The organism is Chitinophaga polysaccharea (assembly GCF_007829335.1).
In the GTDB taxonomy this organism is placed as follows: domain Bacteria; phylum Bacteroidota; class Bacteroidia; order Chitinophagales; family Chitinophagaceae; genus Chitinophaga; species Chitinophaga polysaccharea_B.
Window position 1 is genome coordinate 1308328 of the sequence record NZ_VIWO01000001.1, and the last position, 26557, is coordinate 1334884.

A 26557-nucleotide genomic window follows, 5' to 3' on the forward strand; every position below is an offset into this window, starting at 1 on the left:
TCACTCATCGAATAAACCGATTAATGAAGAATGAACCGCTCGCAAGCCAAACTGACACAAGGGATTGACTGGCCAATAGTTGGCCTGTACCTCGCACTGGTGATTATAGGCATAATGTCGATTTTTGCTGCGGAATACCGGGGTGACGACAATGTGTGGTATGATATCATCCATCCAAATAAAAACTATTCCAGGCAGCTGGTGTGGTTCGGCGTTTCATTAGTACTGGCGGCTGTAATATGGCTAACAGATAGTAAGTTCTTTACGGCTACGGCTAACCTGATGTATGCGGGCGGGTTACTGTTGCTATTATTAGTATTGGGGATCGGTAAAGATGTAAAAGGATCTCACTCCTGGCTGGTGATCGGAGGATTCCAGTTTCAGCCGGCAGAGTTAACCAAACTATGTACTAACCTGGCCCTGGCCAAATATATATCATCGCAGGAAACGGATTTCACCAAGCTACGATCGCGGCTGATTGCGGCGGCTATAGCCCTGATTCCGGCCGGTATCATCATCTTACAGGATGAAACCGGGCTGGCACTGGTGTATTTTTCCTTCTTCCTGGTCATGTACCGTGAAGGGCTGCCCGGCGTATTACTGGTGATCGCATTTTCAGGAATTGTACTCGTATTATCTGCCTTGCTGGTAGATCGAACGGTGCTCTTTTCTATCTTCACGGTGGTAACCGCCCTGGTCATTTATTTCAGTCGAAGGGAAATAAAACGAAAGCGGTCGAGACTAGCCATCATACTGGGGGTATATGCTTTTTGCGCCTTGTTTGTGATGTTTGTGGTGCCATTTGCATTTACCAAAGTGCTGAAAGACTACCAGGTACGCCGTATTGAAGTAATGCTGGGTAAGGAAAATGACCCCAAAGCAACGTACAATACCCGGCAAAGTATGATCGCCATTGGCTCTGGTGGCTTCTGGGGCAAAGGCTACCTGAAAGGAACACAAACCCGTTACGATTTCGTACCAGAGCAAAGCACCGACTTTATATTTTGTACAATAGGGGAAGATTTTGGCTTTTTGGGCAGTATCGTCTTCCTGGCCATTTATGTGGCATTGCTCTTCCGGGTCATTTTCGTCGCGGAGCGACAGCGATCGACCTTTACGCGCGTCTATGCTTATGGGGTGGCGGGGATTATCTTCTTCCACCTGGCCATTAACGTGGCCATGACCATCGGGTTGGCGCCGGTAATCGGAATTCCCCTGCCGTTGGTAAGTTATGGCGGATCTTCCCTGATGACCTTTACCATGTTGATATTTATCTTATTGCGACTGGATGCCGACCGGCAGATGGTTTTAAGATAGCTGAAAGCAAAAGCGTAAACCCAAAAGCCATCGAAGCGGGTAACATGCACGAATGTGTATCTGCTTCGATGGCTTTTGCTTTATGCTTTCAGCTTTTACCTTTTTTGTACCTTTGCGCCATGGCGCGTATTATTCCATTATCCGAGGGGTCATTTACAGTAGACGGGACCAAGAAATTCCTTCCTTTTAGCCGGGAAACCGACCGCATGCAGGATCGTCCGCATGGATCATTGCTGGTAGAAATCCAGCCATTTCTCGTGATCACTGACCGCGATTATATACTTTTTGATACCGGGCTGGGATTTCGTAACCCGGATGGGGTGTTACAAATCCATCAACACCTGATTGACCATGGCGTTAATCCCATGGAAATCACGAAAGTGTTGATGAGCCATCTGCATAAAGACCACTCTGGTGGCGTATCAGCAGAAGATCCGATTACCAGGGAGCGTACACTCACCTTTCCCGGCGCTACTTACTATGTTAATAACGAGGAAATGCTGTATGCCATAGAGCATTCCGGCAAATCTTACCTCGCAGAAGATATCTTCCTGTTACAGCAGCGGGATAACGTGGTGTTTACCACTGGCAATGGTATCATAGATGGCTATATTCATTACGAAGTAACTGGTGGCCATTGTCCCTATCACCAGGTATTTTTGGTAGATGACGGAGAAGATAAAGTGTTTTTTGGCGGAGATGTGGCACCACAGATTTCCCAGATGAAGAGTCGTTTTGCCGCCAAATATGACTATGATGGTAAACGCAGCATGGAACTGCGGCAGGAATTTATGGAGCGGGGCAAAAACGAAGGCTGGACTTTTCTGTTTTACCACGATTCCAAAGAACCTTTCACCAAGTTTTGAATATAAAGCGTACCGCTGTTTATGTATACCCTTTTTGATAGTCATGCCCTGAAGGGACAGCATGCCGTTAAAACATGGCAGCAGAATGGCTATCGCTGGGCATCGTATAGCCTTTACCGTGAACCGGCTTCCCACGAATTATATATACCTCATACTTTGTTGAACCTGGTTATACAGGGCCACAAGAGAATGTATGACGGCAGGCAGGTACATCAGCTGGAAGCAGGCGATGTGCTGGTAATACCAGCCGGTACCCTGCTTTGTTCTGAAATACTCCGGCCGGCGCAGCAATACCGGAGCATCAACCTGGTGATACCGGATGAAATGGTGATGTCAGCGCTGGCAGGAAGGGCCCGTTTACAGGATGCTTACAGTAAGGAATTGACCGTACAATCCGGCGACAGGCGTTGGCGGCAACTCGCCACCACTTTGCTGCAGGGTTTTACTGAGGAAGGTAACCCCGGCCTGGCCTGTGAGAATATTCTCTCCCAGGCCTTACACCTGGTAAGCAGCAATGGGGCTTTGAGTAGCATGCTGTTGAAGGCGGTGAAATATCCGTTACCGGATATGATGGACCAGCTGAGAACCCGCTTGCCGGAAGTGCGTTTTTTGGAAGAAATTGCCCAAATGGGACATATGAGTACGGCCACCGTAAAGCGCCGTTTCCGTGAAATATACCATTGCAGTCCTATGCAGTGGATATGGGAAAAGCGCCTGCAGATGGCGGGCTTCTTGTTGCGCACCACGGAACAATCCATCCCGGAAATTGCCTACAGCACCGGGTTTGAAGATATTACTCATTTTTATCGCCAGTTCAGGCGTTGTTTCCAGGTAACACCATTGCAATGGCGGCATATCGAAACTGATCTTTTCAGCAAATAGCTTTATTCCCTGATTCTCTACCTTCAGGAAAAAAAAGTAATGGAACAACTGAGCCACTTTGGTGAGGCCTGGGTAAAAGCCTGGAATGCCCATGACCTGGAAGAGATATTATCGCACTATGACGACAACATCGTTTTTTATTCCCCGGTGATCAAAAGAATCAACAATGATCCTTCCGGAACGATCCGGGGCAAAGAAAACCTGCGGGCCTACTTCAGCAAGGCCCTGGTAGCGTATCCTGATTTACATTTTGAATTGTATCATATCCTGGAAGGGGTCCAGTCTGTAGTGCTGTTTTACAAGAGCATTAACGACAAATTATCAGCGGAAATGATGGTATTGAATGAAAAGGGGTTAGTGTGTGAAGTAAGGGCACATTACAAATAATGTTACCACCTGTTAGGGTATCTTGTTCAGGGATTAATACCGCTGAACAAGATATCTCTTTATATTATAATTAAGGTCTGCGTCTGGGGCCTCCACCCTGCCCCATCCTGTTCATTCGTTGGGTATTGAGGTGGTTAATCATAATACTCCGGAACTCTCTTTCACTTTTAAATACCATGCCTGCTTTTCTGCCGGGTAGTATGCGTTGAAATTCATTGTTGTAGCGGGAACGGATGTCGAGCATTCTTTTTTCGTAATTCAGCTCTTTGTCCATATTTTTCCGGGCCAGTTCATCGGCATTATCTGCAGTCAGCTTATCCTGTTCTTTTTTGTCCCGGCGTTCGGCTATCAGTTGTTCTACTTCGTGGGTATAATTATTATATATCGGCAGAAACTTTTGGGCTTCTTCCGGTGTGAGTTCCAATTTTTTGGTCAGGTATTGTATCTGTATAGCCTTTATTTTCTCCGTAGCATCCTCTGCCGGAGGTTGTTGGGCGCTACTAACGCGGGTACCGGTGAGTAGCACAAACATTACAATCCATATAAAGCTAAAGCGTTTCATCATTTCTTATCAGGTAACACTTCCTTGGATAAATCTGTTTGCAGCAGGTATTTTTCGATGGCATCCAGCGGAACGTCTTCACTCAGTTGATGTTGAACCGGGGAAACTTCCTGGGTAGCTGAAGATGCGAATACTGCATCATTATCAAAGGAATCAGTGTGGGTTTGCAGGTATTGAACGATATCCTGGTCGTTAAGATCTTCCAGTTGTTTTTCAATAGAGGTATTGTGATAGTTATTATTCACAATAAACAAGATGGCGCTGCTGCCTATAAAAGCGGTGAGGCAGGCGGCAACGGTCCATTTCATCCATGTGCTCACTTTATTTTTATGAACAACGCGGATAGGCGAAACAACGGGGATATGACGACCTGGTTGTAGGGATGCAAAGTAGTCATCCGGAACGGAAAGGGTATCTTTTCTGGTTATAGCGGCCAGGAAAGGGGAAAGTGTTTCCAGTTCTGTTTGTACCGGATTGATATTTTCTTCGGCTTTGATCCGTTGCAGGATAGTAGCTGGCAATGCGTCAAAATAACCAATGGGGATATCCTGGGGTGTGGGTGCGACAGAACGGAGTTCTTCCAACTGAACCTGCATCATAATAGCGGCCGGGAGCTGTTCAAAATAGCCGGCTGGAACCGCAAAAGGTGCCTTTGCCGGCCAGTTGATGCCTGGCGCTATTTGCATTAATTCACTTTGTATGTTGGTTAGCTTGTTCATATCCTGTTTGTTAGACAGTGAAGGGATCTAATAGTTTAATGTGATTTTAATCTTTTAATAAAAATCTTTAAAAATCACTTAAAATAGATATTTGTATGATTATATATCAGGCATTTCTGATAAATTCTTCTATTTTTTTTACTGCGTGGTGGTAAGAGGCCTTCAGGGCTCCCTCCGAGGTTTCCAGCACTTTACTCATTTCTTCATAAGGCATTTCATCGTAATAACGGAGATTAAACACCAGCCTTTGTTTATCTGGCAAGCTCAGAATGGCCCGTTGCAATTTCCATTCCAGCTTATTGGGATCAAACTGCGGGTCAGCTTTGAGTTTGTTGCTTAAGCCGGTTTCCACTTCCGACAGGGAAACGGATGCCTTACGTTTTTGCTGTTCCAGGAAAGTTAAACTTTCGTTGGTGGCAATTTTATACAGCCAGGTATACAATTGTGCATCTTCCCGGAAGTTTTCCAGGTTTTTCCACACTTTAATGAACACGTTTTGCAACACATCGTTTGCGTCATCGTGATCCAGCACCATTCTGCGAATGTGCCAGTATAGCCTTTCCTGGTACTTCTGGATAACGAGTGTAAACCCTTTTTCCCTGGTATCCGGGGTGCGGTATAATGCCAGTAATGTTTTATCGTCCTGTGAAACGGCCATAGGTTAAATGGATCTTAACAGGTTTTAATTAGATGAATATAAATAAAAACCCACTCATAAGACGAACGGATTAAGCGAAAGTTTAATGGACAGCCAGTGTGCCGGGAGTCTGGGGGGAATCATATTTTGATCCTAGTGATGGAAGAGGGTTGCAGGATATGGCTATAACGGGAAAAGGCCCCGTTCAGCGGGACCTTTTCTCAGTTATTATCAATGATGTTATTTTTTCTTTCTCTGCATAGCTTTCTCTGCAGCAGCTACGATATGATCCGGATCCAGGCCATACTTTTTCAGGAGTTCCAGCGGTTTACCACTCTCACCGAAGGTGTCGTTGGTACCTACGTATTCGATAGGCACGGGAATATGACGGGAGGCAACCTGGGCAATGCTGTCGCCGAGTCCACCGAGTACGTTGTGTTCCTCTGCAGTAACTGCGCAACCGGTTTTAGTGAGAGAAGCGATAACAGCGGCTTCGTCGAGTGGTTTGATCGTGTGGATATTGATAATTTCCACGCTATATCCTTTTTCTTCCAGGATTTTGCCTGCTTCGATGGCCAGCCATACCATATGGCCACAGGCGAACAGGGTTACATCTGTACCTTCATGGAGAATCTGGGCTTTACCCACCTCGAATTTTTGATCTTCTGCGGTGAAATTAGGCCATTTCGGACGACCGAAGCGGAGGTATACCGGACCTTCATAGTCAGCGATAGCGATAGTGGCGGCTTTGGTTTGGTTGAAATCGCAGGGCACGATAACAGTCATACCAGGCAGCATTTTCATCATGCCGATATCTTCGAGGATCTGGTGAGTGGCGCCATCTTCACCCAGGGTAAGACCCGCGTGGGAGGCACATATTTTTACATTTTTGTTGGAGTAAGCAACAGATTGACGGATCTGGTCATATACCCTGCCAGTGGAGAAGTTGGCAAATGTAGTTGTATAAGGTATTTTACCACCAATAGTTAAGCCGGCAGCAATGCCAATCATATTAGCCTCAGCAATACCTACCTGTACAAAGCGGTCAGGAAATTCTTTCACGAATGCATTCAGTTTCATAGAACCGAGCAAATCGGCTGTCAGTGCTACTACATTGGGATTTTTACGGCCTGCTTCCAGTATTCCCTCGCCAAACCCGCCACGGGTTTCCTTTTCATTTAGTGGTTGAATATCTTTTACCATTGTGGTCTTTTTAAAATTGAAGTCTAAAAGTAAACATTAAAAAGTGATGATCCTAGTTGCTCAGCACTTTATTACGGAGGCTCACTTCCCACTGCCAGGCAGTGCGCATGCTGTCTTCTATACCTATTTTAGGTTCCCATTGCAGTTTCTCTTTAGCCTTGCTGTTGTTGGCATAAATAGAAATCACATCTCCTTCGCGGCGGGGACCTGTTGTATAGTTCAGTTTAATACCAGATATTTTTTCAAAGGCTTTGATAGCTTCCAGCACGGTAACGCCGTTGCCGGTACCCAGGTTAAACACTTCGCAGTTGCTGGTATTGCGGTGTGCAATCAGGTATTGCAGTGCTTTTGTATGGGCGTTGGCAATATCCATTACGTGAATATAGTCACGTACGCAGGAACCATCACGGGTATCATAATCGGTACCAAAAACGGTCATCTTAGGAATTTTGCCGATGGCGGTTTGGGTGATCACCGGTACCAGGTTATCGGGTTTACCCAGGGGTAATTCGCCGATGAGGGCAGACGGGTGGGCGCCTACCGGGTTAAAGTAACGAAGCAGTATAGACTGGGTATCGTTTACGCGGCTATAATCTTCAATCATCTGTTCTCCCATTTGTTTGGTACGGGCGTAGGGTGATTGCGCTTCGCCGAGCGGGGTTTCTTCTACTACCGGGAGGGCTTTGGTGTTGCCATATACCGAGCAGGAAGAAGAAAATACCAGGTTAGGTATGTTGTATTCTTTTACACACTTCAGCACATTGATGAGTGAGGTGAGGTTGTTCTGAAAGTACATCAGTGGCTCGTTAACAGATTCGCCCACTGCTTTCAGGGCTGCAAAATGGATAACGCCAACAATATCCCTGTTTTCATGAAATACCGCATTGGTATCTTCCAGGTTACAAAGGTCAACTTTGTAGTTGCGTACCTTTTTTCCGGTAATTTTTTCTATACCATCCAATAGTTGAGTGGAGCTTCTGATGTTGCTGTCTACAGACACTACATCAAATCCATTATTGATCAGATCTACAATAGTATGTGCGCCAATATAGCCACAACCACCCGTAACAAGAACCTTCATGATATTTCAGATTTACTTTTAGTTGATATTTCAGAACATTTTTTGTTTGAGTACGGTTTCGAGGTAAGTTCCGTAACCGCTTTTCAGCAAAGGTTTGGCCAGCTCTTTTAGCTGGTCGGCATTGATAAATCCTTTGCGGTAGGCAATTTCTTCGATACAGGCTATTTTAATGCCTTGTCTTTGTTCAATTACCTGCACAAACTGGGAGGCCTGCATCAGGGAATCGAAAGTACCGGTGTCCAGCCAGGCGGTTCCGCGGGGTAAGATAGAAACTTTTAATTTTCCACGGCGTAAATATTCTTTATTTACATCCGTAATTTCATATTCGCCCCTGGCGCTGGGTTCCAGGTTTTTGGCAATTTCTACTACTGAATTATCGTAGAAATAAAGCCCCGGCACTGCGTAATTGGATTTGGGATGTGCTGGTTTTTCCTCAATAGATAGTACGGTCATATCATCACCAAATTCTACCACACCATATCTTTCAGGATCAGATACCTGGTAGGCATATACGATTCCGCCATCTGGAGAGGCATTATTCGCCAATTGGGTGCCTAGGCCGGCTCCGTGAAAGATGTTATCGCCCAGTACCAGCGCTACATTATCGTTGCCAATAAACGATTCCCCGATTACAAAAGCCTGTGCCAGACCATTGGGATTGGGTTGTTCGGCATAATTCAGGTTAAGCCCCAGCTGGTGTCCATCCCCGAAGAGGCGTTGAAATGCGGGAAGGTCATGGGGGGTAGAAATGATCAGGATATCTTTAATCCCCGCCAGCATCAGGGTAGACAGCGGGTAATAGATCATGGGCTTATCGTACACCGGCATTATTTGCTTACTGATAGCGTAAGTAATGGGATGTAACCGGGTACCGGAGCCGCCGGCCAGGATAATTCCTTTCATTTCAAGATCATTTTTTGATGGTCAATAACTATGGTCTGCTTAAGAAAACCGCACAAAAATAGCGGCTCTCTTTCAAATGTCCAAAGAAAGCCTGCAGCCATTAAAGCAAACGCCCCATGCGATCGTTGAATATTCGCATGGGACGTTTGCTTTAATGGCTTATTATATTAAATAAACAAATTGACGATAAAATAAGTTACTGCAGCAAGAAGTCCACTGATGGGGATCGTTAATACCCAGGCCCAGAGCAGGGATACGGTTACACCCCAACGAACGGCCGATAATCGTTTAGTAGCGCCTACCCCCATAATAGCACCCGTAATAACGTGGGTGGTACTGGCAGGGATACCCAGGTGTTCGGTGAGGAAGAGGGTAATGGCGCCGGAAGTTTCAGCAGCCACGCCTTCCAGCGGGGTTACTTTGGTAATGCGGGTCCCCATTGTTTTTACAATTTTCCATCCACCGCTCATGGTACCGAGGGCGATACAGGTAAAGCAGGATAAGGGTATCCAATCGGGCATTGACTTGATACTATCGATATAACCGGCAGAAACCATGGCGGCTGCAATGATACCCATTACTTTCTGGGCATCGTTACTACCGTGGCCAAGGCTCAGTGCAGCGGAAGATGCCAGCTGCAGGCGTTTGAACCAGCTTTCTGCCCGGTATGGATTCGCTTTCCGGCACACATTTACGATAATGAGCGTAATCACGAACGCTACGATCATACCGATGAGGGGGGCCAATACGATAAAATACACGGTAGGAAGCACTTTGTGATAGTTGATCACCGCAAAGTTGCCACCTGAGGCAGTTAGCGCCGCTCCAATAAATCCCCCGATCAGGGTATGGGAAGAGCTGGATGGAATACCCAGCCACCAGGTAAACAGGTTCCAGGTAATGGCTGCTACCAGGCCGCAAAGGATTACTTTCAATGTAATAAACTGCTCAAATACAGAACTGGCCACAGAATTGGCCACTTTAAATTCTCCGATTACATATTTGGCAATAAAAAAAGCCGCAAAGTTGAAAACTGCGGCCCAGAGTACTGCCTGAAAAGGCGTCAGTACTTTGGTCGACACAATAGTGGCTATAGAGTTGGCGGCATCATGAAAACCATTGATATAGTCAAAGATGAAGGCCAATATGATGATAATTACTAATAAAGTCATGACAAAGGTGCATTATGCGTTCAGAACAGTATCCCCTAATCAGGAGTACTTGATAATAATGGTTTCTATAACATTGGCGCAGTCTTCGCATTTGTCGGTAGCGATTTCCAGTGCCTGATAGATTTCACGCATTTTAATCAGTTCTGCCGCATTTTGCTCCGTATCGAACAAATCGGCGATGGCCATATCGTAAATATCGTCTGCATGGTTTTCGAGGCTGTTGATTTTTACGCAGGCATCCGTAATGATGCGCATGTTCTGCATATTACGTAATTCAGGTATTGCTTTGGCGAGTTCCAGTACACCCAGGTGGATTAATTCAGCGAGTTTGCGGATGCTATCGTTGATATAGTGTACTTTGTAAAGGTCCATTCTTTTGGCGGAACCGTGGATATAGTCTGCCACATCATCCATAGTAGCAGCCAGGTAGTGGATATCTTCCCGGTCGAAGGGAGTAATGAAGTTTTGGCCTAGTTCTACAAATATCCGGTGCGTATAATCATCGTTTTTATGCTCCAGGCGCTCAATCAGATGTACTTTATCTTTTCTTACGGCCAGATCTGTAGTCGCTACCAGCTCATTGAGCACGGTTGCCATTTCTACCAGATTGGAAGCTACATCTTCAAACAGCGAATAAAATACCCGGTCTTTCGGCATGAACAGTTTAACAAAAGAATTGAAGCCTCCCATACGTTTGAGTTTAAAAATTTGCCGCAAAAATAGCTTTCAGGATCTATCCCAGCCAGTAAAAAACGCGAATTAATAATTCCTTAACACTGGATTAATATAAAAGTAATATAGCGATTTTTCCTTTGTATTGAAAATTATACTCATAATCAGGCTGCCTACAACCTGTACATACGACCTATTAAATGTCAGACAAACGTCCATTAGATATAGCCGTTATTTCCGATGTGCATCTGGGAATTTACGGGTGTCACGCAAAGGAATTGATCCAATACCTGGATAGCATAGCGCCAAAAATTCTGATACTGAATGGGGATATTATCGATATCTGGCAGTTTAGCAAACGCTATTTTCCCAAAGCCCATACCAAGGTAATCCGCAAGATCCTCAAGATGATCGGCAAGGGTACAGAAGTGTACTACCTGACCGGCAACCACGATGAAGCACTGCGCAAGTACGCCGGCTTCGAACTGGGCAATTTCACCATCGATAATAAACTGGTGCTGGAAGTAGATGGCAAGAGACATTGGTTTTTCCATGGCGACGTATACGATGTGACCATGAAAAATTCCAAATGGCTGGCTAAACTGGGAGGAAAAGGATACGACCTGCTCATTATCCTCAACCGCCTGGTCAATCACCTGCTGGAAAGCCTGGGGAGAGAAAAGATGTCTTTCTCCAAAAAAGTAAAACAAGGGGTAAAGTCAGCCGTAAAGTTTATTTCCGATTTTGAGCAAACAGTGGCCGAAATAGCAGCGGATAAAGAGTTTGACGTAGTATGCTGCGGGCATATTCACCAGCCCCTGATCAAGGAAATGCAGGTGGGCGACAAAACAGTCACTTACCTGAATTCGGGCGACTGGGTAGAAAGTCTCACCTCACTTGAGTATATTAACCAGCAATGGACCCTGTACCAACATCCCATTACCAAAGCTCGTATTGTACTGGCAGAAGATGAAGACGACGCCAATCCTGACTGGGATATTCAGCGTATTATTACTTTCCCCGGCGCTTAAAAAAACATTTTGCTGATTTCCGCTTTGAAGTATTCATATTTATTATATTTAGTATATATTTATAATTAAATATTATTTTCACAAAATCATAACAACCGCTTAATATTAAATTAAAGGTAGACTCCTAAGTTTGCCAGAGAAATAATTAAGTGTAACGATCGTGGACATTTAAAAAAGCAGAAAAACAGCTAGATGAAAGTATTGAAGTTGCATCCTTTAATGACTATCTCCCTATTGCAAATGCAAATCCAGCGTTTGCTCTTTTGTAATGTGGCCGTGTATGTGCGTAATTCGCTGGCAAACACTTTTGATACATTAAAAGAAGCAGGCTTTGAAGAGGAGATACTGGTGGAGTTTCCGATTGATGAAACGCTGAGTTTGCGTGAGTTTGAGGAAGAGGTGGAAGAACGTTTCAATTTTTCACTGGAGCTATGTAACAAAGACAATAAACCTTTTATGAATAAAAGCCAGCACCTGTTTCAGCTGGCCTGTAATACGGAAAAAAGGGAAGAACGTAACTATCAATTGGATATTTCCCTTGACATGCTGATGAATAACAATCGCCAGTCGCCGCAGCAAAACATGTGGTAATCTGTTTTTGGCTGTTAAACCCAATGATATTTCCTGTTGGCCCCACTTTATTTATATCCCACTGTTGAAATACGGATAATGGACAATGATTCCCTGATACTATTCAGCTATACCTGCGATGGTATTGGTGGAAGGGCATTTGTGGAGGCAGCCCTGACCGAAAACGTAGTACTTAATTAAAATAGATTTCATAAACTGAAGCCGAATACCGCCGGGATGTTTACCCCGGCGGCTTTATTATTATTTGCCCAGTTTGGCCATGTATTTTTCAGGTGCTTTTTCAAATACGCCTTTACAGGTGGTGGAACAGAAGTGTACGGTATCTCCTTTATACACTGCAAATTCTTTATAGGCAGTATCATAAGGCATTTCGCACACTGGATCCGGCAGTTTGCCGTTGGCATCTGCGGTTAATTTCTCCTCCTTGGCGGTGGCGGGGCCGGCCGGCGCAGTGGTACTGCTTTCTGCTGGCTTATTTTGCTGGGCACAGGCAAACAGGAATAAGGTGCTACAGGCAATGAATATATATTTCATGACTATTATTTTTTTGCGAAGTTATAGATAAAAAAATTACGGGTTTGCAGTGTTGACTGCAAACCCGCTATAAGTAGGATCAGGAAACTGATTACCAGATGACTACGCGTTGTGCTTCCGGTAATACCATTTTATTACCAGGAGCGCAACCCCATGCTTCCTGGAATTCAGCCAGGTGAGGTAATGGTCCATTGATGCGGAATCTTGCCGGAGAGTGCGGATCTGTTTGGATCTGGTTGCGGAGGGCAGCATCGGTAATATTACCATGCCATACCTGCGCCCATCCCAGGAAGAAGCGTTGTTTCCAGGTAAAACCATCAATTGGTTTAGGTTCCGCTTTACCTTCCAGCGATTTCGCCAGTGCGTGATAAGCCAGGGTTAAGCCACCCAGGTCGGCTACGTTTTCACCAATGGTTAAAGCACCATTTACCTTGAATCCGGGTAAGGCTTCCAGGCCGCTGAAATAGTCGATATAACGTTTAGTCAGCGCATCGAAGTTCTTACGATCAGCAGCAGTCCACCAGTTTTTCAGGTTACCATCGGCATCAAATTGAGAACCCTGGTCATCGAAGCCGTGGGTAAATTCGTGGCCGATTACGGCAATGATACCACCGTAGTTAATGGCGTCATCAGCGTTGGGATTGTAGAACGGAGGCTGGAGAATACCAGCGGGGAATACAACTTCATTGTTTAACGGATTGTAGTAAGCATTCACCGTTTGTGGCGTCATGCTCCATTCTTTCTTGTCAACTGGTTTGCCGATCTTTTTAATATTGTCACTGTGCTCAAAGAGGGCGGCTGATACTACGTTTTCCAGCAGTTTACCTTTATCGATATCGATAGTGGAGTAATCTTTCCATTTATCAGGATACCCGATTTTGTAGGTGAAGGAAGCCAGTTTTTTATGGGCCATGATTTTGGTAGAATCGCCCATCCAGGTGAGTTTATCGATTCTTTCGCCATATACTTTACGTACGTTTTCAATCATCTCAGATACTTTCTGTTTGCTGCTTTCCGGGAAGAATTTTTTAGCAAACAGTTTACCGAGCGGCATACCCAGTTTAGCATCGGTGATACGGATAGCGCGTTCGGGGCGTGTTTTCTGAGCTTTTTTACCTGTCATCACGGTACCGAAAAAGTGGAAGTTTTCGTTATCGAAAGCGGCAGGTAAGTAGGTAGCAAATTGTGTGAGTAATTGCCATTTGCTGTATGTTTTCAGCGTTTCCAATGGGGTTGCTTTCAGCAGGCCACCGGCTTTGGTGAGGTATGCTTTGTTTTGAATAATGATGGTATCGGCTTTGATATCCTGTTTGCCGGCAAAGTTATCCCAGTCGAATTCCGGGGCTAGTGTTTTCAGCTCAGCAAAAGCGGCCCTGTTGTAGGTTTTCACCGGGTCGCGGAGTTCTACGTTAGAGAGCTGGATATTGGCCAGTTTGGTTTCGAAGTCGAGAATGGTTTTACCTGCGTTGGCTTCCGTGAAGCCGGCCAGTTTAAACATTTTATCTACGTGGCTGGCGAATTCGCTCCGTACGTTTTTAGTAGCGGAGTCTTGTCTTTCGTAGTAGCTTTTTTCGCCCAGGCTCAGGCCGCCCTGGCCCTGGTACAGCACGTTCATTTTGCTGTCTTTCGCGTCTGCATCAGCACCCAGTCCTACAAAAGAGGATACGCCGATTTTTTGTAACTCACCGGTAACGGCGGCCCAATCGGCGAGGGATTTGATACCATTAATTTTATCGAGATAAGGTTGTAATGGTGTGATACCGCGTTTTTCCACGGTAGTGGTGTCGAGGAAAGAGGCGTAGAAATCTCCGATTTGCTGTTCTTCACTGCCTTTTTTCAGGTCAGTTTTGCTGGTAATGTCCGCAATAATTCCTTTGAGGCGAACTTCTTTATTTTCTTTATCGAGGATGTTGAATGCACCCCAGCGACTTTCGGTGGATGGAATGGGATTATTTTTCTTCCAGTTTCCATTCACATAATTGTCGAAATCATCACAGGATTTGTAGGAGGTGTCAATGTCCGCCAGGTTAAAGGCAGGTACTTTGGTGGTATCAGCCTGGGCTGTTTCAGCCTGGTGAGAGGAACTGTTGGAATTGCAGGCTGCAAATGTAACCATGGCAGCCAACAACGGTAGTTTTACCGCATTGCTTTTCTTCATATATAAAACAGGTTTAGTATTTAAAGTTATGGAAAACGGGTCAAGTAGCCTCAAGGGTTTTTTATGAGCGGCAATCACTATGGCAGCGGGTTAAGGATCAAATCAGATATTCTCTGAATAATTAGGTAGGTTTGTGTTAGAAAATTAAGAAATTGATGACTTTCAGGTTTAAATTGTATAGAATAACGACTGTACTCGCACTATTGATCTCCGCTTTTTTCGTGCTCTCGGCTGTATTAAGCCTTGCCATAGCGGGACCGAACATCAGCATCCTGTTACCTTTTATTATGGTAGTAGCTTGCTTTATTCATAGTATTTTATCTATATATCTGCAACGTAGCCTGTCATCACCCGACCTTCCGCTGAAAGAAAATACCCCCAGCGGTATCCGTATTATGGGCATATTGGGGTTGATATTTGCATTTATGTTACTGATGTCGGGCTTTTTTGCGGTGACAATACCCGCGGAACAAATGAAAGACCTGTTGAAGCAATTACCTCCAGAACAACAGGCCAGTATTCAATCGGACATGTTTAAACTGTTGGGGAAGATTTGTTTATTTGCCGGCGTGGTATTTATTGTGAACATTAACCTGTCTTTCAGGTTCCTTCGTCAATGGCAGGAACTGCACCAGGGAAAAGGGGAAGACGGGGAGTAAAATACGGGGTTATGAAAAAGCGGGAAATTGCCAACACTGAAGATATTATGGAACTGGTAAATAGTTTCTATGATAAAGTAAAGGCAGATGATGTGATCGGGTTTATTTTTAACGATGTAGCAAAAGTGGACTGGTCGCGCCATTTGCCGGTTATGTACGATTTCTGGGGGAGCTTGTTGCTGGGAAGTGGGAGCTATGGCCGTAATGTAATGGATCCGCATTTTAAACTGAATAAGCTGATTCCCCTGGAACCAGTATTCTTTGAGCGTTGGCTGCAATTGTTTGAGGCCACCGTTAACGAACGTTTTACGGGAGAAAAGGCTACCCAGGCCATTTCCCGTGCCAGGTCCATTAAAGGCATTATGTCTTTTAAAATGGACCAGATCAATCACCCGGAAAAGGGGACCGATAAAAATATCCCACTGGTTAACCCGGGGCATCAACAATAATATAATCCATTTGTATGCAACCATTAGCGGAGCGTTTAAGGCCGGTAACATTGGATGAACTGGTTGGGCAGGAGCATCTTACCGGCAAGGATAGTATTTTAAGAAAAGCCATAGAAAAGGGCATGATTCCCTCCATGATTTTATGGGGGCCTCCCGGCGTTGGTAAAACTACCATTGCCAACATTATTGCGCATACGTTGCAGGTGCCGTTTTATACATTGAGCGCTATTTCGGCCGGCGTAAAGGAAGTGCGGGAGGTGATAGAAATGGCGAGAAGACAGCGGCACGCTGTATTATTCATCGATGAAATTCACCGCTTCAATAAATCACAGCAGGATGCGCTTTTAGGAGCTGTCGAAAAGGGGATTATCACCCTGATAGGCGCTACTACGGAAAACCCTTCCTTTGAAGTAAATGCGGCGGTATTGTCGCGCAGCCAGGTGTATGTATTGAAGCCGCTGGGCAAGGAGCAGCTCATGCAGCTGTTGCAACAGGCCATGGAAAGAGACGAGTGGCTGCGCAGCAAGAAAATTGAATTAAAAGAAACCAGTGCACTGTTTAATATCTCCGGTGGAGATGCCCGGAAATTACTCAATCTCTTTGAGCTGGTGGTGACCACTTTACAGGAAGAGCCTATCGTGATCACCGATCAGAAAGTAATGGATATTGCCCAGCAACGGGTAGCTATTTATGATAAGAGCGGCGAACAGCACTACGATATTATTTCAGCCTTTATTAAATCGATCCGTGGCAGCGATCCCAATGCGGCAGTGTATTGGCTGGCCAGGATGATTGAGGGAGGAGAAGATGTGAAATTTATTGCCCGCCGGCTGGTGATACTAGCATCGGAAGATATTGGCAATGCCAATCCCAATGCTTTGCTGCTGGCCACTAACTGTTTCCAGGCTGTGAATATGATCGGTTACCCTGAGTCCCGTATTATCTTATCACAATGTGTTACTTATCTGGCGGCATCTGCCAAAAGTAATGCGTCCTATATGGCCATCAATAAAGCCCAGTCGGCGGTATCCAATACCGGCGATCTGCCTGTGCCAATGCATATCAGGAACGCCCCTACGAAATTGATGAAGGATATGGGCTATAGTCAGGGATACGCCTATGCACACGATTTTGAGAAAAATTTCGTGGAGCAGGAATTCCTGCCGGATGCATTAAAGGGAACGAAGTTTTACGACCCGGGGAACAACCCGCGGGAAGATGAGCTGCGCCGTTACCTAAAGGCGTTGTGGAAAGAAAAATATAATTATTAGCTTATTCCCTTTCCTTAGCAAGTATCTCAAATACTTGCTCAATCCTTTCCCCATTTTCATCTACCAGCGTAATGGTATGCTTGCCGGCAGCCGGATGCAGCGCCATTTGGTGAAACTCTGTGGTAGTACCGATAAAATGATCGTCGAGGTGCCAGAATATTTTAACGGCGGTATTACGGTGGGTGGCGGTGAAAATTGTTTGCCCCGGCTTGCCATCAATTTCAACGGGAACGAATATACGAGCGCCCGGCTTGGGGTAAATCAATTCCATAGGTGCTTTATCCTGTCCTAACGACGCGAGGCAGTCTGGCTTGTAAGGGGGGAGTGGCTGGTAATAATTTTTGCTGCGATAATAATATTCCTGCGAAGGAGGTAATACAAACCACGATTTATGCTGCATTAACTGTGGCGATTCACAGGCTTCGGTAACCCGCCATTGACCGGTTCTGTCGAGGTGAATTAACTGGTGATACGGACATACTCCGGACCGTATGCCTGCAACGGGCACATAGATGGTATCTTTTTCATCGCATAGTTCGCTGGCGCGGTAGCCGCTTTTGCGGCAAACTTCCACTTTGGTCAGTTGAGCATAGGGCGTATTAAACCAGCCGCTGGTGTGCAGGAGGCGGAATACGTCGAACAGGATGGGAGCGGCCGTAGCCACGCCGATCAGGCCAGGTCGTCCTTCGCCATCGGCATTGCCCACCCATACACCGACTACATATTGCGGGGTTACGCCAATGGCCCATCCATCCCTGAAGCCGAAGCTGGTGCCTGTTTTCCAGGCAATACGCTGGGAGGAGGAAAACTGTTGCCACAGCAGTTCTTCACCGGGACGCATTACTTCTGTCATTGCCTGGAAGGCGTACCAGATGGAACCGGCGTCGAGCAGCCCGTTTTTACTGAGGCCATTATGCGATGGACGTTGAATATTGAGTAGGTAGTTAGGTGGATGTATATCATCCATATCATATTTTCCTTTGTATTGCTCCATATGGAGGAGCGTGCGGGCCATGCTGGCATACATCCCACACATTTCCCAGAGGGTGGTTTCGCCACCTCCGAGGATCAGGGATAAGCCGTAGTGGTCGGCCGGTTTATTGAGTGTGGTAATACCTATTTTCTGCAGCAGGGCATGAAATCTTTCGTACCGGTATTGTTGCAGCATGCGCACCGCCGGGATGTTGAGCGACCGTGCCAGTGCGCGGGAGGCAGGAACGGCGCCATCGTAGCCCAGGTCGAAGTTCTGCGGAGAGTAGCCGGCAATCTGCGTAGGAATGTCCGGGATCAGGGTGTGCGGCAGTATCAGGCCGTCGTTGAGCATAGCGGCGTATAATACGGGTTTCAGAGTACTACCGGGACTTCTTCTTGCCTGGATAATATCCACATGACTTTCCAACTCAGCGTTGGAGGGCTGATAAATATTTCCTACATAAGCGAGGGTATTGCCTGTTTCTACATCCAGCACCAGTACGGCGGCATTGTTGATGCCATTGGCTTTATAAGCGTTATGATATCGTTCGGCGATGGCAGTGGTATTTCGTTGAAGATCGGCTACCACCGTGGTTTTAATGCGGGTGGGGGCATCTGATTTTTGTTGTTGGTAATCGCGGCGGAAGAGATCCAGCAGGTGTGGAGCATCTTGTGGAAGTGGTAATGGCTGATCCGGTAAGGGTTCCAGCTTGGCCAGCTGGCAGGTAATGCTATCGATGCTGTGCTGGCGGTGAAGTTTGTCGAGCAGCTGGTTACGTTTGCTGAGCAGGATGGCCCTGTTGCGGCCTGGGTGTACGAGCGCGGGACTGTTGGGTAAAACAGCCAGGGCGGCCATTTCTCCCCAGGATAATAAATCTGCTTTACGCCCATAATAACGCCAGGCAGCGGCTTCCAGGCCTACTACGTTTCCGCCGAAAGGGGCATTGGCGGCGTATAGCGCGATAATTTTATTTTTTGAAGCGGCAAATTCCAGGCGGGTGGCCAGTATGGCTTCCACCATTTTTTGCCAAATATTACGGGGCTGATTGCGGGAGAGACGAATTACCTGCATGGTGAGGGTACTACCGCCGCTCACTACTTTTTTGCCGCGGATATTCTGACTGATAGCGCGACTAATAGCAAGCGGATCTACTCCCCAATGATAATAGAAGCGTTTGTCTTCATAGGCCACAATACACTTTTTGAATTTTTCCGGCACATGTGCATTATAGGGAAACCGCCATTGCCCATCTGGTGCAATGCTGGCGTTCAGCAGATCGCCGTTGCTGTCTTCCAGCACATAAGAAGTGGCGGTGGTAAAAAGCTGCCGGGGTAAACAGCAATAATAGGCAATGAGCAGTACAGCGGCTGCGCTGAGCCACCATTTCTTTTTTATGCACCATTGCCGGAGTGTATGTAGCTTCATCAGGGTGTTCTGGGTCAAATAAGTATTGTGCGCCCAAAGATAATGTTTTGGGCAGTTACCGTGACGGAGATATGACCACTCATATATACTTCTCCTTAAAAAAATATATTTTGTACTAATTGGTAAAATATATACCTTCACTCGAGTAAAGCGTGAAATGATGGGGTGAAAATGATACCGGGCAAGTGCTAGCTGCCCTTTTTTTAAAATCATTATTGTACTAAATAGTACAAAATAAAAAAGATATGAAAGCAACTGTTTCTTCTTCTATCCTGCACAAGAAAGTGCGTGTTCGCGAACTGGATATTTTTTACCGCGAAGCGGGACCTGCACAGGCGCCAGTAATTTTATTGCTGCATGGTTTCCCTAATACCTCTCATATGTACCGGGACCTGATCCGCGACCTGGCGGGAAATTATCGTGTGATAGCGCCGGATTACCCGGGCTTTGGGCTTAGCAGCCGGCCGCCGGTGAGTGCATTTGCGTATACCTTTGATCACCTGGCCGACATCATGGAAGCATTTATCGATACGCTGGGACTTACACACTTCGCCTGGTATATGCAGGACTACGGCGGGCCGATAGGATTTCGTATTATCAGCCGTCGTCCTGAGCTGGTCAAAGCACTGGTGATCCAGAATGCCAACATATACGAAGATGGTCTGGGACCTGGCGTGCAGGAGATTGGGGCGCTGCAGCAGGTGGGCGATGAGCAGGCGCTGCATACCGCTATCGTTAATAAGTTATCCCTGGAGTATATAAAAAATGAGCATCTTTTTGGCGCCGCCAACCCGGAAACCGTGAGTCCCGATAGTTATGAACTGGCGGCTTTTTATATGAGCAGACCAGGTATGGAGGAAATCCAGGTAACGTTATTTCATAACTATGGCACCAATTTTCCGTTGTATCCGGTATGGCAGCAATATCTGCGTACTTATCAGCCACCGTTGCTGGTGGTATGGGGTAAGAACGACCAGATCTTTACCTGGCCCGGAGCCATTGCCTATCAGCGCGATGTGCCAGCTGCAAAGGTACATCTCCTGGATGGTAGTCATTTTATGTTGGAAGAATACCATGAGCAGGTGGCTTCACTGATGAGCGATTTTATGGAGAAGATATAAAAGGTAGGAATCCTTATAAAAACCGTAAAATTGAGACATTTACTGGTGGTAAGGATGAACAGAGTACAGCTACAAACCATACCCGCACGGGTTATTATTGCGGCAAGCTGGTAGAATGGCTTCCGTTATGAGCGTTTCAACGTAGAAGATCGCCTGTGGCGCAACGCGATGTATGTGATTCCTATTTCGGTGGATGAAACTTTACGTAATGTGAACCTGGTACAAAACGCCGGTTGGTAAAAAAAAGGGGTGTTTCTTATACAGAAACACCCCTTTTTTTTACCAATCCCTTTTTTATTTTACTACTTCTATCCATTTACCTGGCAGGAAAGCATGTATGGTATTGTCATACATGGCTTCACAGGAAGTGGCCGGCAGGTAATAGCGGCCCAGGTAAGCGGCATTGAGCAGTACATTGTAAGTACGTTTCTTGTTTTCTTCGATATTGAAATAAGTATATACCCTGTCGTCACGTATATCCATATACGTAGATGGCGAAGAATGAAATGCACTGTCGTTTTCCATTAAGCGGGTATTCAATATTTCCCATCCGGAAGGGAAGATTTGCGACAGGGCCATTTGCTCATAATAGCCTCGTTTCCCGGGGTTGGTGATGGTAACAGTGGCCATGAAATCGCTGCCCTGGCGTAGTGTGGATGGATCCAGCGGTTTGCCATCGCGGGTACTGTAGCTCACCTGCATGCCCAATATATCAGGATTGTTGGTGGCCACCGGCTCCTGGCCTGCATCTGGTTGGCCCTGGAGGATCAGCCGCACGTACAGCACATTTTGCCCGTTGTTCTGGATGCTTACATTACCAGCAGCACCATTGAAGGTAACCGGTACCTGTGTAACAAACGACTGACCATTCACATTGCCTTTCGCCCCATTGAGCGTATAGCTGAAATTCATCTTGCTACCGCCTTTATTATTACCACAATATTTAGCTACCGCAATCAGTGCGTAAGCAGTTGTTTGGGTGCTGTACCATTGGTCGTTTTGCGACAAATGAGCGGCAATTTGTTTTACCATATCATTGGCCGTATTACGTTGACCAAGGATGGTGAGTGTTTCCAATATCATGGCTTTATCGCGCAGGTCGGAACCGAAAGTGCCTCCCAGTTGCTGGTAAGGTTTCACTTCGGTGCTCAGGCCGCGTACAAGTGATTGCGCCACTTCCGGTTGGCCAGCCAGTTTATAAGCTGCTGCGAGTCGCCATTTAGCGGGAGCCGACAGATATTTGAATTCTTTGAGCCTGTTCATGGCGCCTAATTCCGGCGATTTAGCCAATGCCAGTAAATACAGGCGATACGACTGTGTAAGGTCGCCACCATAGAAATTGAGCGTGCTTGGGGCCCAGGTACCGGCTTTATTCCGTTGGTATTTCTTCCATTGGTCCAGTAGTCCCTGAGGAAGGGTGTAGCCTTGTGCCTGTGCTTCTATAAGGAAATGACCGCCATAGTTGGTGCCCCACTCATCGGAGTTGCCTTCGCCCGGCCAGTAGCTGAAGCCGCCATCTGAAGCCTGGAAGCTTTTCAGGCGGTTAATGCCGGCCTTCACATTCCGGTCTATTTCCGCCAACTGGCTTTCTTTCAGGTCCATCAGCTGATTGAGCACGAGCTGAGGGAATACTCCGGAGGTAGTTTGTTCAATACAGCCATGTGGATATCCTATCAGGAATTGTAAGCGCTTGCCAAGATTCAGTGATGGAATGGTAGATACTTCCAGCACGCCGGAGTTGGTGCCTGCCATGCCTACCGGGCTGAATGCTGATTGCCAGCTCTTATTGCCTTCCAGTGTATTTTCAATGATGTTGGTAATAACCGGGTTAGGATTGCGAACATTCAGTTCTACATTTTCTTCTGCCCTTTCGGCGCCGCTGGCAGCTACCACTTTTATTTTAGCTACGCCGGTGAGTGGTTTTACTTTTACATCAAAATAAACAATCTGTTCTCCTGGTCGAGAGAAGGTGACGGTTTTAGTATGTTCGCCTACTATTTCCAGCAGCGGGCTGGTGCTCAGGGTTACGCTGGCGTTGCGGATATTGGGCTCCAGGCCAAATACGGTTACCGGCAGTTGTATAGTTTCCGACGGGCCCAGTACGCGGGGAGCAGTGGTGAGCAGCATCAGCGGTTTTTTCACCGCTACTGTTTTTTCTGCGGCGCCATAAGCGCCATCCTGTCCGGCTACCACCATGGCTTTTACCGAACCGATGTAAGGAGGTAGTTTGAATTTATGGGTTTGTTTCTGTCCTGATTTCAGGTAGAAGGGCCCCATATATTTTACTACCGGTTTAAAGCGGTTGGCTTTGGCGCTGCCAGCATTTTTATTGAGTCCTTCGTCACCGCCGATACTGAGTATACGGTCCATATCTGCGCCCCAGGCGCCAATCACGTAGTCGAACAGGTCCCATGTTTTTACACCTAATGCTTCCCTGGCATAGAAGGAGCTATGTGGGTCAGGTGTTTTAAAGCGGGTAAGATCGAGCAGCCCTTCATCTACAATGGCGATGGTGTAGGTCATGGCCTTACCATTACTTTCGCTGACGCTGATGCTGGCTTCTGTTTCCGGTTTGAGTTTATCCGGCATACTGATCACCGGTTTCAGTATGGTGCCGGGATCTTCCACGGAAATAGGAATAGTCCCATACATACGGATAGGTAAGTCGTTGAGCGTTTGTGCGTGTGGTTGCAGCAAACTAACGTTCACGTATATATTTGGCGTCATATTCTTCTCCGCCTTGAATTTAAACGTGGTCTGTCCTTGTTTGGTGGTGATCCAGTAGGATTTCAGCACTTTGCTGCCGGATTCTATGCTGATCAGTCCCCGTCCGCCCTCGCTGCTGGGGATGGTGAGGTTAATATCTTCACCGGTTTTATAGTTTTGTTTATCGGAGGTGAATACCAGCATAGAAGCCTCTGCCGGGTTCTCTTTCTGCATTCTTTCTGCCCATCCCGGCCAGTCGATATACACTGCTTTACCGGCAGTATGGCCGCTTTGCAGGTCCTTTACCCTTACCAGGTATCTGCCCCAGTCGGGCGAGTTAACCCGAAGGTCCCATTTACCTTTACCATTCTGAAGGGTAACGGTTTCTTTGCTCAGCAGCTGGTTATAGTTATCCTGGGTAAAGTTGGAGAAGTCTTCCTGTTCACCTTCATCCCACCACCATCTCCATTTTATTTTGTAGAGTTCTACCTGTACTTCGCGGCTGCCGCTCGTCAGGTTACCGTTGCCATCTACATCTACCAGTTCAATTGTATGCGGACGGTCGGTGAGCAACATACCGGTAGTGCGGTCGCCTGCTGGCATGCGCAGTCCAGCGTAGGAAGTATATGGGTTATAAGGCATGGAGAAGTGATCAATACTGAAATCGCCCCCGGGTTCAAATACTTTTACTTCGAAGTTCGCCTTCAGCTGGCCGGGGGGCAGTTTGCCCAATTGTATATCTGCGTTTACCGGTGCGCTGCCGTTGTCGTTCAGTGCGCCTTCAAAGATGGTTTTATTTTCCGCGCCGAAGCGGTTTACCGGATCGTCGAAAGAATAGTCTGCAAAGTTTTTAAAGCTGGTGGTTTGTTCGGTGAGCGATACATCTACCTTTGCTTTCAGGTGCTGTGCAGTAGCGCCAAAGAGCCACATGGCCGACAAGGTGCCGGTGGCGCCGGTCTTGGAGAGGGCGGTCTGGCTGCCGAAATCCATTTTTATTTTCAGCCGGTTCGGTTTCACGGTTTCCACGCGTACATTCTTCTGGAAGGTAGCACCACCCACTTTTACTTTAGCGACCCAGCTGCCGGTAGGATCGTCGGGACCCGTAGCTGTAGCAAAGCTATAGAACCCGTTGAGCCCCTGGTGTTGGTTGATGCGTTTATAGAGTTGTCCTTTCGGATTGTACAACTCCATGGTAACGGGATGGTCTGCCGGGAGTTTCTGTCCTTTATCTTCCAGTATAAAGGTGAGATAAATAGAATCGCCGGGGCGCCATACGCCGCGTTCACCGTACAGGAAGCCTTTGATACCGTTTTGCACCTCTTCTCCTTTTACGTCGAAGCGGCTTAATGGCAGGGAGCTTCCGTCGTCGAGTTTGAGGTAACCTCTTTCATGGTCTTTCTTAGCGATGAGGAGGTAGGGTTTACGTTTCAGCTCAAAAGAGGCGAGGCCTTCCCCATCACTCTTGGTTTTGAATATCACCTGGTTTTGATAGTCGAGCAATTCCAGGTCAACGCCTATCATCGGTTTGGTATCGCGTATATCGGTTACGGCTACCAGCATGCTGTTATCATTACCTCTTTTGGCGATGAGGCCAATGTTGGAAGCAATGATATTGCGGGATGCCCATTTGTCTTTGCTGTAGTAAGAATTAGAGCAGGCATCGTTGCGGCGGTCCCAGTTATAACCGTAGGGATAGTAGCTATCGTAGCGTTGCCAGAAGGAGTCGTCGTCATCAATTTTTTCGCCGCCGCCGTAGTATTCCTCCTCCCCTTCTTCATCTGAGTAGCCGTTGTTATCGCTGTCTTTGGTGGTGTCGGCAGAGCAGGCGGTCATGGCGTATGATTTACGGAAGCCGATGGTGATGCGGTAAATTGCACCTGGCTCGGTGCGCAGCATTTTGTCGAGGTCGAGGAAGAAGCGGTTCTTCTTGTGCAGGTTAAGTGACTTATCCACATCGAGACGGATAGTTTTTTCCACTACGGGCTTGCCTACACGGCGCAGTTCCTGGCTGCCGTCGAGATCATTGCGTTGGAGATATTGCGGTACGTTGTTTTCATAGATTTTGATAATGGAAACGTCTACCGCATTGAGGTTTACGGCTTCAAAGGGCATTACCAGCTTGTTGCTTTCCGGGAGGATCACGCCTTTGCCGGGAATGCTAACAGAAGGCAATGTATTTTCAAAATTCACATTGGCGCTGAATGTGTGGCCTAGTCGTTTATCCGTGATGTTGAGCACGCCTTCGTTAACGATCACGTTGTAGTTGCCTTCTAGTCTTACGGGGGCGTACACGCTTACTTCGCTGCCATCGATGGTGTAACGAAGATCGCTCTGGCCGGAGATACCGATTAATCCTTCCAGGGTTTGCGCTACACTGATAGGGTCGGAGAACTGCACCAGCAGGTGTTGTTCCGGGTCGGAAAGGGCTTTAACCGCCAATACTTTAAAGTCGCCTACAGCAGGTACTTCTATGGTCGTTTTGCCTTCATTGTTTACCTTGAGCGGGGCGCCATTCCAATGGAGCTCCAGGTTGCGGCTAATATTACCGCGTGCAATATTGGCGATGGTAAAACGGGAGGTGCGCTCGGTAGCATTATGTTGCCAGGTAACAGGTAAACTTTTCCCGGCGTATTGTGCACTGAGTATTTTTTCGATGGTTTGGGGATCTTCCACATCGGCAGTATAAATAGCGCCGGTGAGGCTCATTTGATCGAGTGTATTGTTGGTACTGGCTTTCAGTCCGAAGTTTTCAACAGAGAAAGCAGGTTTGATAATTTTAAATTCAAAGTCGAATGATTTAAGTTCTTTGGGGACTTCCAGTATTTTGCCCAATTTAAAGGTTGCCTGGTAGGTTTTACCGGGTTGCAGGTTTTCATCTGGCCTGAATTCAATGGTAGTGGCATCTATCCAATAGGACTTACCTTTGATGGAGGGAGAAAATTCGAAGATTTCCTTCTCCAGTGGTTCGTTCTGGGTGTGGGTAATATTGGTTTGGCCTGTAAGGTGAATGCGGATGGCACTTTGTTTGGAAATGATACCGGCCGTATATGCCTCGATATACCTGGCAAATTCGGGATTCATTTCTTTACGTGTGCTCCGGCAACCACTGACAATGGACAGGATAGCCATGAAAAAGAGCAATGCCGCTACAACAGGGAGCCGTTTGATTGGGTGCATCAGTAAGGAGAATTAGGGTGATTAACTGGTGCGAATGTCGGGAAAATTCTTTAGAAAGCGG

Annotated in this window: 22 protein-coding genes; 10 read left to right on the plus strand and 12 right to left on the minus strand. The window is 46.7% G+C overall.

Annotation, left to right across the window (positions count from 1 at the left end):
* The first annotated feature begins 30 nt into the window (after positions 1 to 30).
* From rodA to FHW36_RS05580, 4 genes are all read left to right on the plus strand, one after another.
* Complete coding sequence (gene rodA, locus FHW36_RS05565; protein ID WP_145663538.1) at positions 31 to 1317, plus strand: rod shape-determining protein RodA; 1287 nt, start codon at positions 31 to 33, stop codon at positions 1315 to 1317.
* 119 nt (positions 1318 to 1436) lie between these two features.
* Complete coding sequence (locus FHW36_RS05570; protein WP_246121079.1) at positions 1437 to 2183, plus strand: MBL fold metallo-hydrolase; 747 nt, start codon at positions 1437 to 1439, stop codon at positions 2181 to 2183.
* A gap of 21 nt (positions 2184 to 2204) precedes the next feature.
* Entirely contained in the window at positions 2205 to 3065 is an 861-nt protein-coding gene (locus FHW36_RS05575; protein ID WP_145663541.1) for an AraC family transcriptional regulator, read from the plus strand.
* A 39-nt stretch (positions 3066 to 3104) separates the two neighbouring features.
* Positions 3105 to 3452: a nuclear transport factor 2 family protein gene (locus FHW36_RS05580; RefSeq protein ID WP_145663544.1), complete on the plus strand. Its 348-nt coding sequence runs from the start codon at positions 3105 to 3107 to the stop codon at positions 3450 to 3452.
* Between the two features lie 70 nt (positions 3453 to 3522).
* Here the strand turns inward: FHW36_RS05580 and FHW36_RS05585 are convergent, their stop codons facing one another.
* From FHW36_RS05585 to FHW36_RS05620, 8 genes are all read right to left on the minus strand, one after another.
* Entirely contained in the window at positions 3523 to 4017 is a 495-nt protein-coding gene (locus FHW36_RS05585; RefSeq protein ID WP_145663547.1) for a hypothetical protein, read from the minus strand.
* Positions 4014 to 4733: a hypothetical protein gene (locus FHW36_RS05590; protein ID WP_145663550.1), complete on the minus strand. Its 720-nt coding sequence runs from the start codon at positions 4731 to 4733 to the stop codon at positions 4014 to 4016. The genes FHW36_RS05585 and FHW36_RS05590 overlap by 4 nt, the downstream gene beginning before the upstream one ends.
* 106 nt (positions 4734 to 4839) lie before the next feature.
* Positions 4840 to 5391 (minus strand): RNA polymerase sigma factor, encoded by a 552-nt coding sequence (locus tag FHW36_RS05595; protein WP_145663553.1) that lies wholly within the window; start codon positions 5389 to 5391, stop codon positions 4840 to 4842.
* Positions 5392 to 5610: 219 nt separating this feature from the next.
* Positions 5611 to 6573 (minus strand): transketolase family protein, encoded by a 963-nt coding sequence (locus tag FHW36_RS05600; RefSeq protein WP_145663556.1) that lies wholly within the window; start codon positions 6571 to 6573, stop codon positions 5611 to 5613.
* Between the two features lie 52 nt (positions 6574 to 6625).
* Positions 6626 to 7654, minus strand: a complete 1029-nt coding sequence (gene galE, locus FHW36_RS05605) for a UDP-glucose 4-epimerase GalE (protein ID WP_145663559.1) — start codon at positions 7652 to 7654, stop codon at positions 6626 to 6628.
* A 30-nt stretch (positions 7655 to 7684) separates the two neighbouring features.
* Complete coding sequence (gene rfbA / locus FHW36_RS05610; RefSeq protein ID WP_145663560.1) at positions 7685 to 8557, minus strand: glucose-1-phosphate thymidylyltransferase RfbA; 873 nt, start codon at positions 8555 to 8557, stop codon at positions 7685 to 7687.
* Positions 8558 to 8724: 167 nt separating this feature from the next.
* Positions 8725 to 9729, minus strand: a complete 1005-nt coding sequence (locus FHW36_RS05615) for an inorganic phosphate transporter (RefSeq protein ID WP_145663563.1) — start codon at positions 9727 to 9729, stop codon at positions 8725 to 8727.
* A gap of 39 nt (positions 9730 to 9768) precedes the next feature.
* On the minus strand, positions 9769 to 10419 hold the full coding sequence (locus FHW36_RS05620; RefSeq protein WP_145663566.1) for a DUF47 domain-containing protein: 651 nt from the start codon (positions 10417 to 10419) through the stop codon (positions 9769 to 9771).
* 182 nt (positions 10420 to 10601) lie between these two features.
* Between FHW36_RS05620 and FHW36_RS05625 the strand changes: the two genes are divergently transcribed.
* Entirely contained in the window at positions 10602 to 11432 is an 831-nt protein-coding gene (locus FHW36_RS05625) for a UDP-2,3-diacylglucosamine diphosphatase (protein WP_145663569.1), read from the plus strand.
* A gap of 192 nt (positions 11433 to 11624) precedes the next feature.
* The gene (locus tag FHW36_RS05630; RefSeq protein ID WP_145663572.1) at positions 11625 to 12023 is read left to right on the plus strand and encodes a hypothetical protein; all 399 of its coding nucleotides are present in this window, start codon (positions 11625 to 11627) and stop codon (positions 12021 to 12023) included.
* 240 nt (positions 12024 to 12263) lie between these two features.
* On the opposite strand, the gene FHW36_RS05635 is transcribed toward FHW36_RS05630, so the two are convergent.
* Positions 12264 to 12557: a YHS domain-containing protein gene (locus FHW36_RS05635; protein ID WP_145663575.1), complete on the minus strand. Its 294-nt coding sequence runs from the start codon at positions 12555 to 12557 to the stop codon at positions 12264 to 12266.
* Between the two features lie 91 nt (positions 12558 to 12648).
* Positions 12649 to 14715 (minus strand): M13 family metallopeptidase, encoded by a 2067-nt coding sequence (locus tag FHW36_RS05640; RefSeq protein WP_145663577.1) that lies wholly within the window; start codon positions 14713 to 14715, stop codon positions 12649 to 12651.
* Positions 14716 to 14870: 155 nt separating this feature from the next.
* Between FHW36_RS05640 and FHW36_RS05645 the strand changes: the two genes are divergently transcribed.
* The 3 genes from FHW36_RS05645 to FHW36_RS05655 are packed head-to-tail and all read left to right on the plus strand — an operon-like array spanning position 14871 to position 17094.
* Positions 14871 to 15374: a hypothetical protein gene (locus FHW36_RS05645; RefSeq protein ID WP_145663580.1), complete on the plus strand. Its 504-nt coding sequence runs from the start codon at positions 14871 to 14873 to the stop codon at positions 15372 to 15374.
* 11 nt (positions 15375 to 15385) lie between these two features.
* Positions 15386 to 15823: a group III truncated hemoglobin gene (locus FHW36_RS05650; protein WP_186452314.1), complete on the plus strand. Its 438-nt coding sequence runs from the start codon at positions 15386 to 15388 to the stop codon at positions 15821 to 15823.
* Between the two features lie 14 nt (positions 15824 to 15837).
* On the plus strand, positions 15838 to 17094 hold the full coding sequence (locus tag FHW36_RS05655) for a replication-associated recombination protein A (RefSeq protein WP_145663583.1): 1257 nt from the start codon (positions 15838 to 15840) through the stop codon (positions 17092 to 17094).
* A gap of 1 nt (position 17095) precedes the next feature.
* Here FHW36_RS05655 and pbpC read toward each other — a convergent pair whose 3' ends face one another.
* A complete protein-coding gene (pbpC, locus tag FHW36_RS05660) occupies positions 17096 to 19492 on the minus strand; it encodes a penicillin-binding protein 1C (RefSeq protein ID WP_145663586.1) in 2397 nt (798 codons plus the stop codon).
* A 245-nt stretch (positions 19493 to 19737) separates the two neighbouring features.
* On the opposite strand from pbpC, the gene FHW36_RS05665 reads away from it, so the two are divergent.
* Complete coding sequence (locus tag FHW36_RS05665; protein WP_145663589.1) at positions 19738 to 20613, plus strand: alpha/beta fold hydrolase; 876 nt, start codon at positions 19738 to 19740, stop codon at positions 20611 to 20613.
* A gap of 294 nt (positions 20614 to 20907) precedes the next feature.
* Here the strand turns inward: FHW36_RS05665 and FHW36_RS05670 are convergent, their stop codons facing one another.
* The gene (locus FHW36_RS05670) at positions 20908 to 26496 is read right to left on the minus strand and encodes an alpha-2-macroglobulin family protein (RefSeq protein ID WP_145663595.1); all 5589 of its coding nucleotides are present in this window, start codon (positions 26494 to 26496) and stop codon (positions 20908 to 20910) included.
* Between the last annotated feature and the right edge of the window lie 61 nt (positions 26497 to 26557).

Coding starts and splice junctions, on each gene's coding strand:
- rfbA (WP_145663560.1), bottom strand. CDS start 8,557: ATGAAAGGAATTATCCTGGCCGGCGGCTCCGGTACCCGGTTACATCCC.
- FHW36_RS05570 (WP_246121079.1), top strand. CDS start 1,437: ATGGCGCGTATTATTCCATTATCCGAGGGGTCATTTACAGTAGACGGG.
- FHW36_RS05665 (WP_145663589.1), top strand. CDS start 19,738: ATGAAAGCAACTGTTTCTTCTTCTATCCTGCACAAGAAAGTGCGTGTT.
- FHW36_RS05630 (WP_145663572.1), top strand. CDS start 11,625: ATGAAAGTATTGAAGTTGCATCCTTTAATGACTATCTCCCTATTGCAA.
- galE (WP_145663559.1), bottom strand. CDS start 7,654: ATGAAGGTTCTTGTTACGGGTGGTTGTGGCTATATTGGCGCACATACT.
- FHW36_RS05625 (WP_145663569.1), top strand. CDS start 10,602: ATGTCAGACAAACGTCCATTAGATATAGCCGTTATTTCCGATGTGCAT.
- FHW36_RS05600 (WP_145663556.1), bottom strand. CDS start 6,573: ATGGTAAAAGATATTCAACCACTAAATGAAAAGGAAACCCGTGGCGGG.
- FHW36_RS05645 (WP_145663580.1), top strand. CDS start 14,871: ATGACTTTCAGGTTTAAATTGTATAGAATAACGACTGTACTCGCACTA.
- FHW36_RS05640 (WP_145663577.1), bottom strand. CDS start 14,715: ATGAAGAAAAGCAATGCGGTAAAACTACCGTTGTTGGCTGCCATGGTT.
- FHW36_RS05585 (WP_145663547.1), bottom strand. CDS start 4,017: ATGATGAAACGCTTTAGCTTTATATGGATTGTAATGTTTGTGCTACTC.
- FHW36_RS05655 (WP_145663583.1), top strand. CDS start 15,838: ATGCAACCATTAGCGGAGCGTTTAAGGCCGGTAACATTGGATGAACTG.
- rodA (WP_145663538.1), top strand. CDS start 31: ATGAACCGCTCGCAAGCCAAACTGACACAAGGGATTGACTGGCCAATA.
- FHW36_RS05670 (WP_145663595.1), bottom strand. CDS start 26,496: ATGCACCCAATCAAACGGCTCCCTGTTGTAGCGGCATTGCTCTTTTTC.
- FHW36_RS05615 (WP_145663563.1), bottom strand. CDS start 9,729: ATGACTTTATTAGTAATTATCATCATATTGGCCTTCATCTTTGACTAT.
- FHW36_RS05575 (WP_145663541.1), top strand. CDS start 2,205: ATGTATACCCTTTTTGATAGTCATGCCCTGAAGGGACAGCATGCCGTT.
- pbpC (WP_145663586.1), bottom strand. CDS start 19,492: ATGAAGCTACATACACTCCGGCAATGGTGCATAAAAAAGAAATGGTGG.
- FHW36_RS05635 (WP_145663575.1), bottom strand. CDS start 12,557: ATGAAATATATATTCATTGCCTGTAGCACCTTATTCCTGTTTGCCTGT.
- FHW36_RS05620 (WP_145663566.1), bottom strand. CDS start 10,419: ATGGGAGGCTTCAATTCTTTTGTTAAACTGTTCATGCCGAAAGACCGG.
- FHW36_RS05595 (WP_145663553.1), bottom strand. CDS start 5,391: ATGGCCGTTTCACAGGACGATAAAACATTACTGGCATTATACCGCACC.
- FHW36_RS05590 (WP_145663550.1), bottom strand. CDS start 4,733: ATGAACAAGCTAACCAACATACAAAGTGAATTAATGCAAATAGCGCCA.
- FHW36_RS05580 (WP_145663544.1), top strand. CDS start 3,105: ATGGAACAACTGAGCCACTTTGGTGAGGCCTGGGTAAAAGCCTGGAAT.
- FHW36_RS05650 (WP_186452314.1), top strand. CDS start 15,386: ATGAAAAAGCGGGAAATTGCCAACACTGAAGATATTATGGAACTGGTA.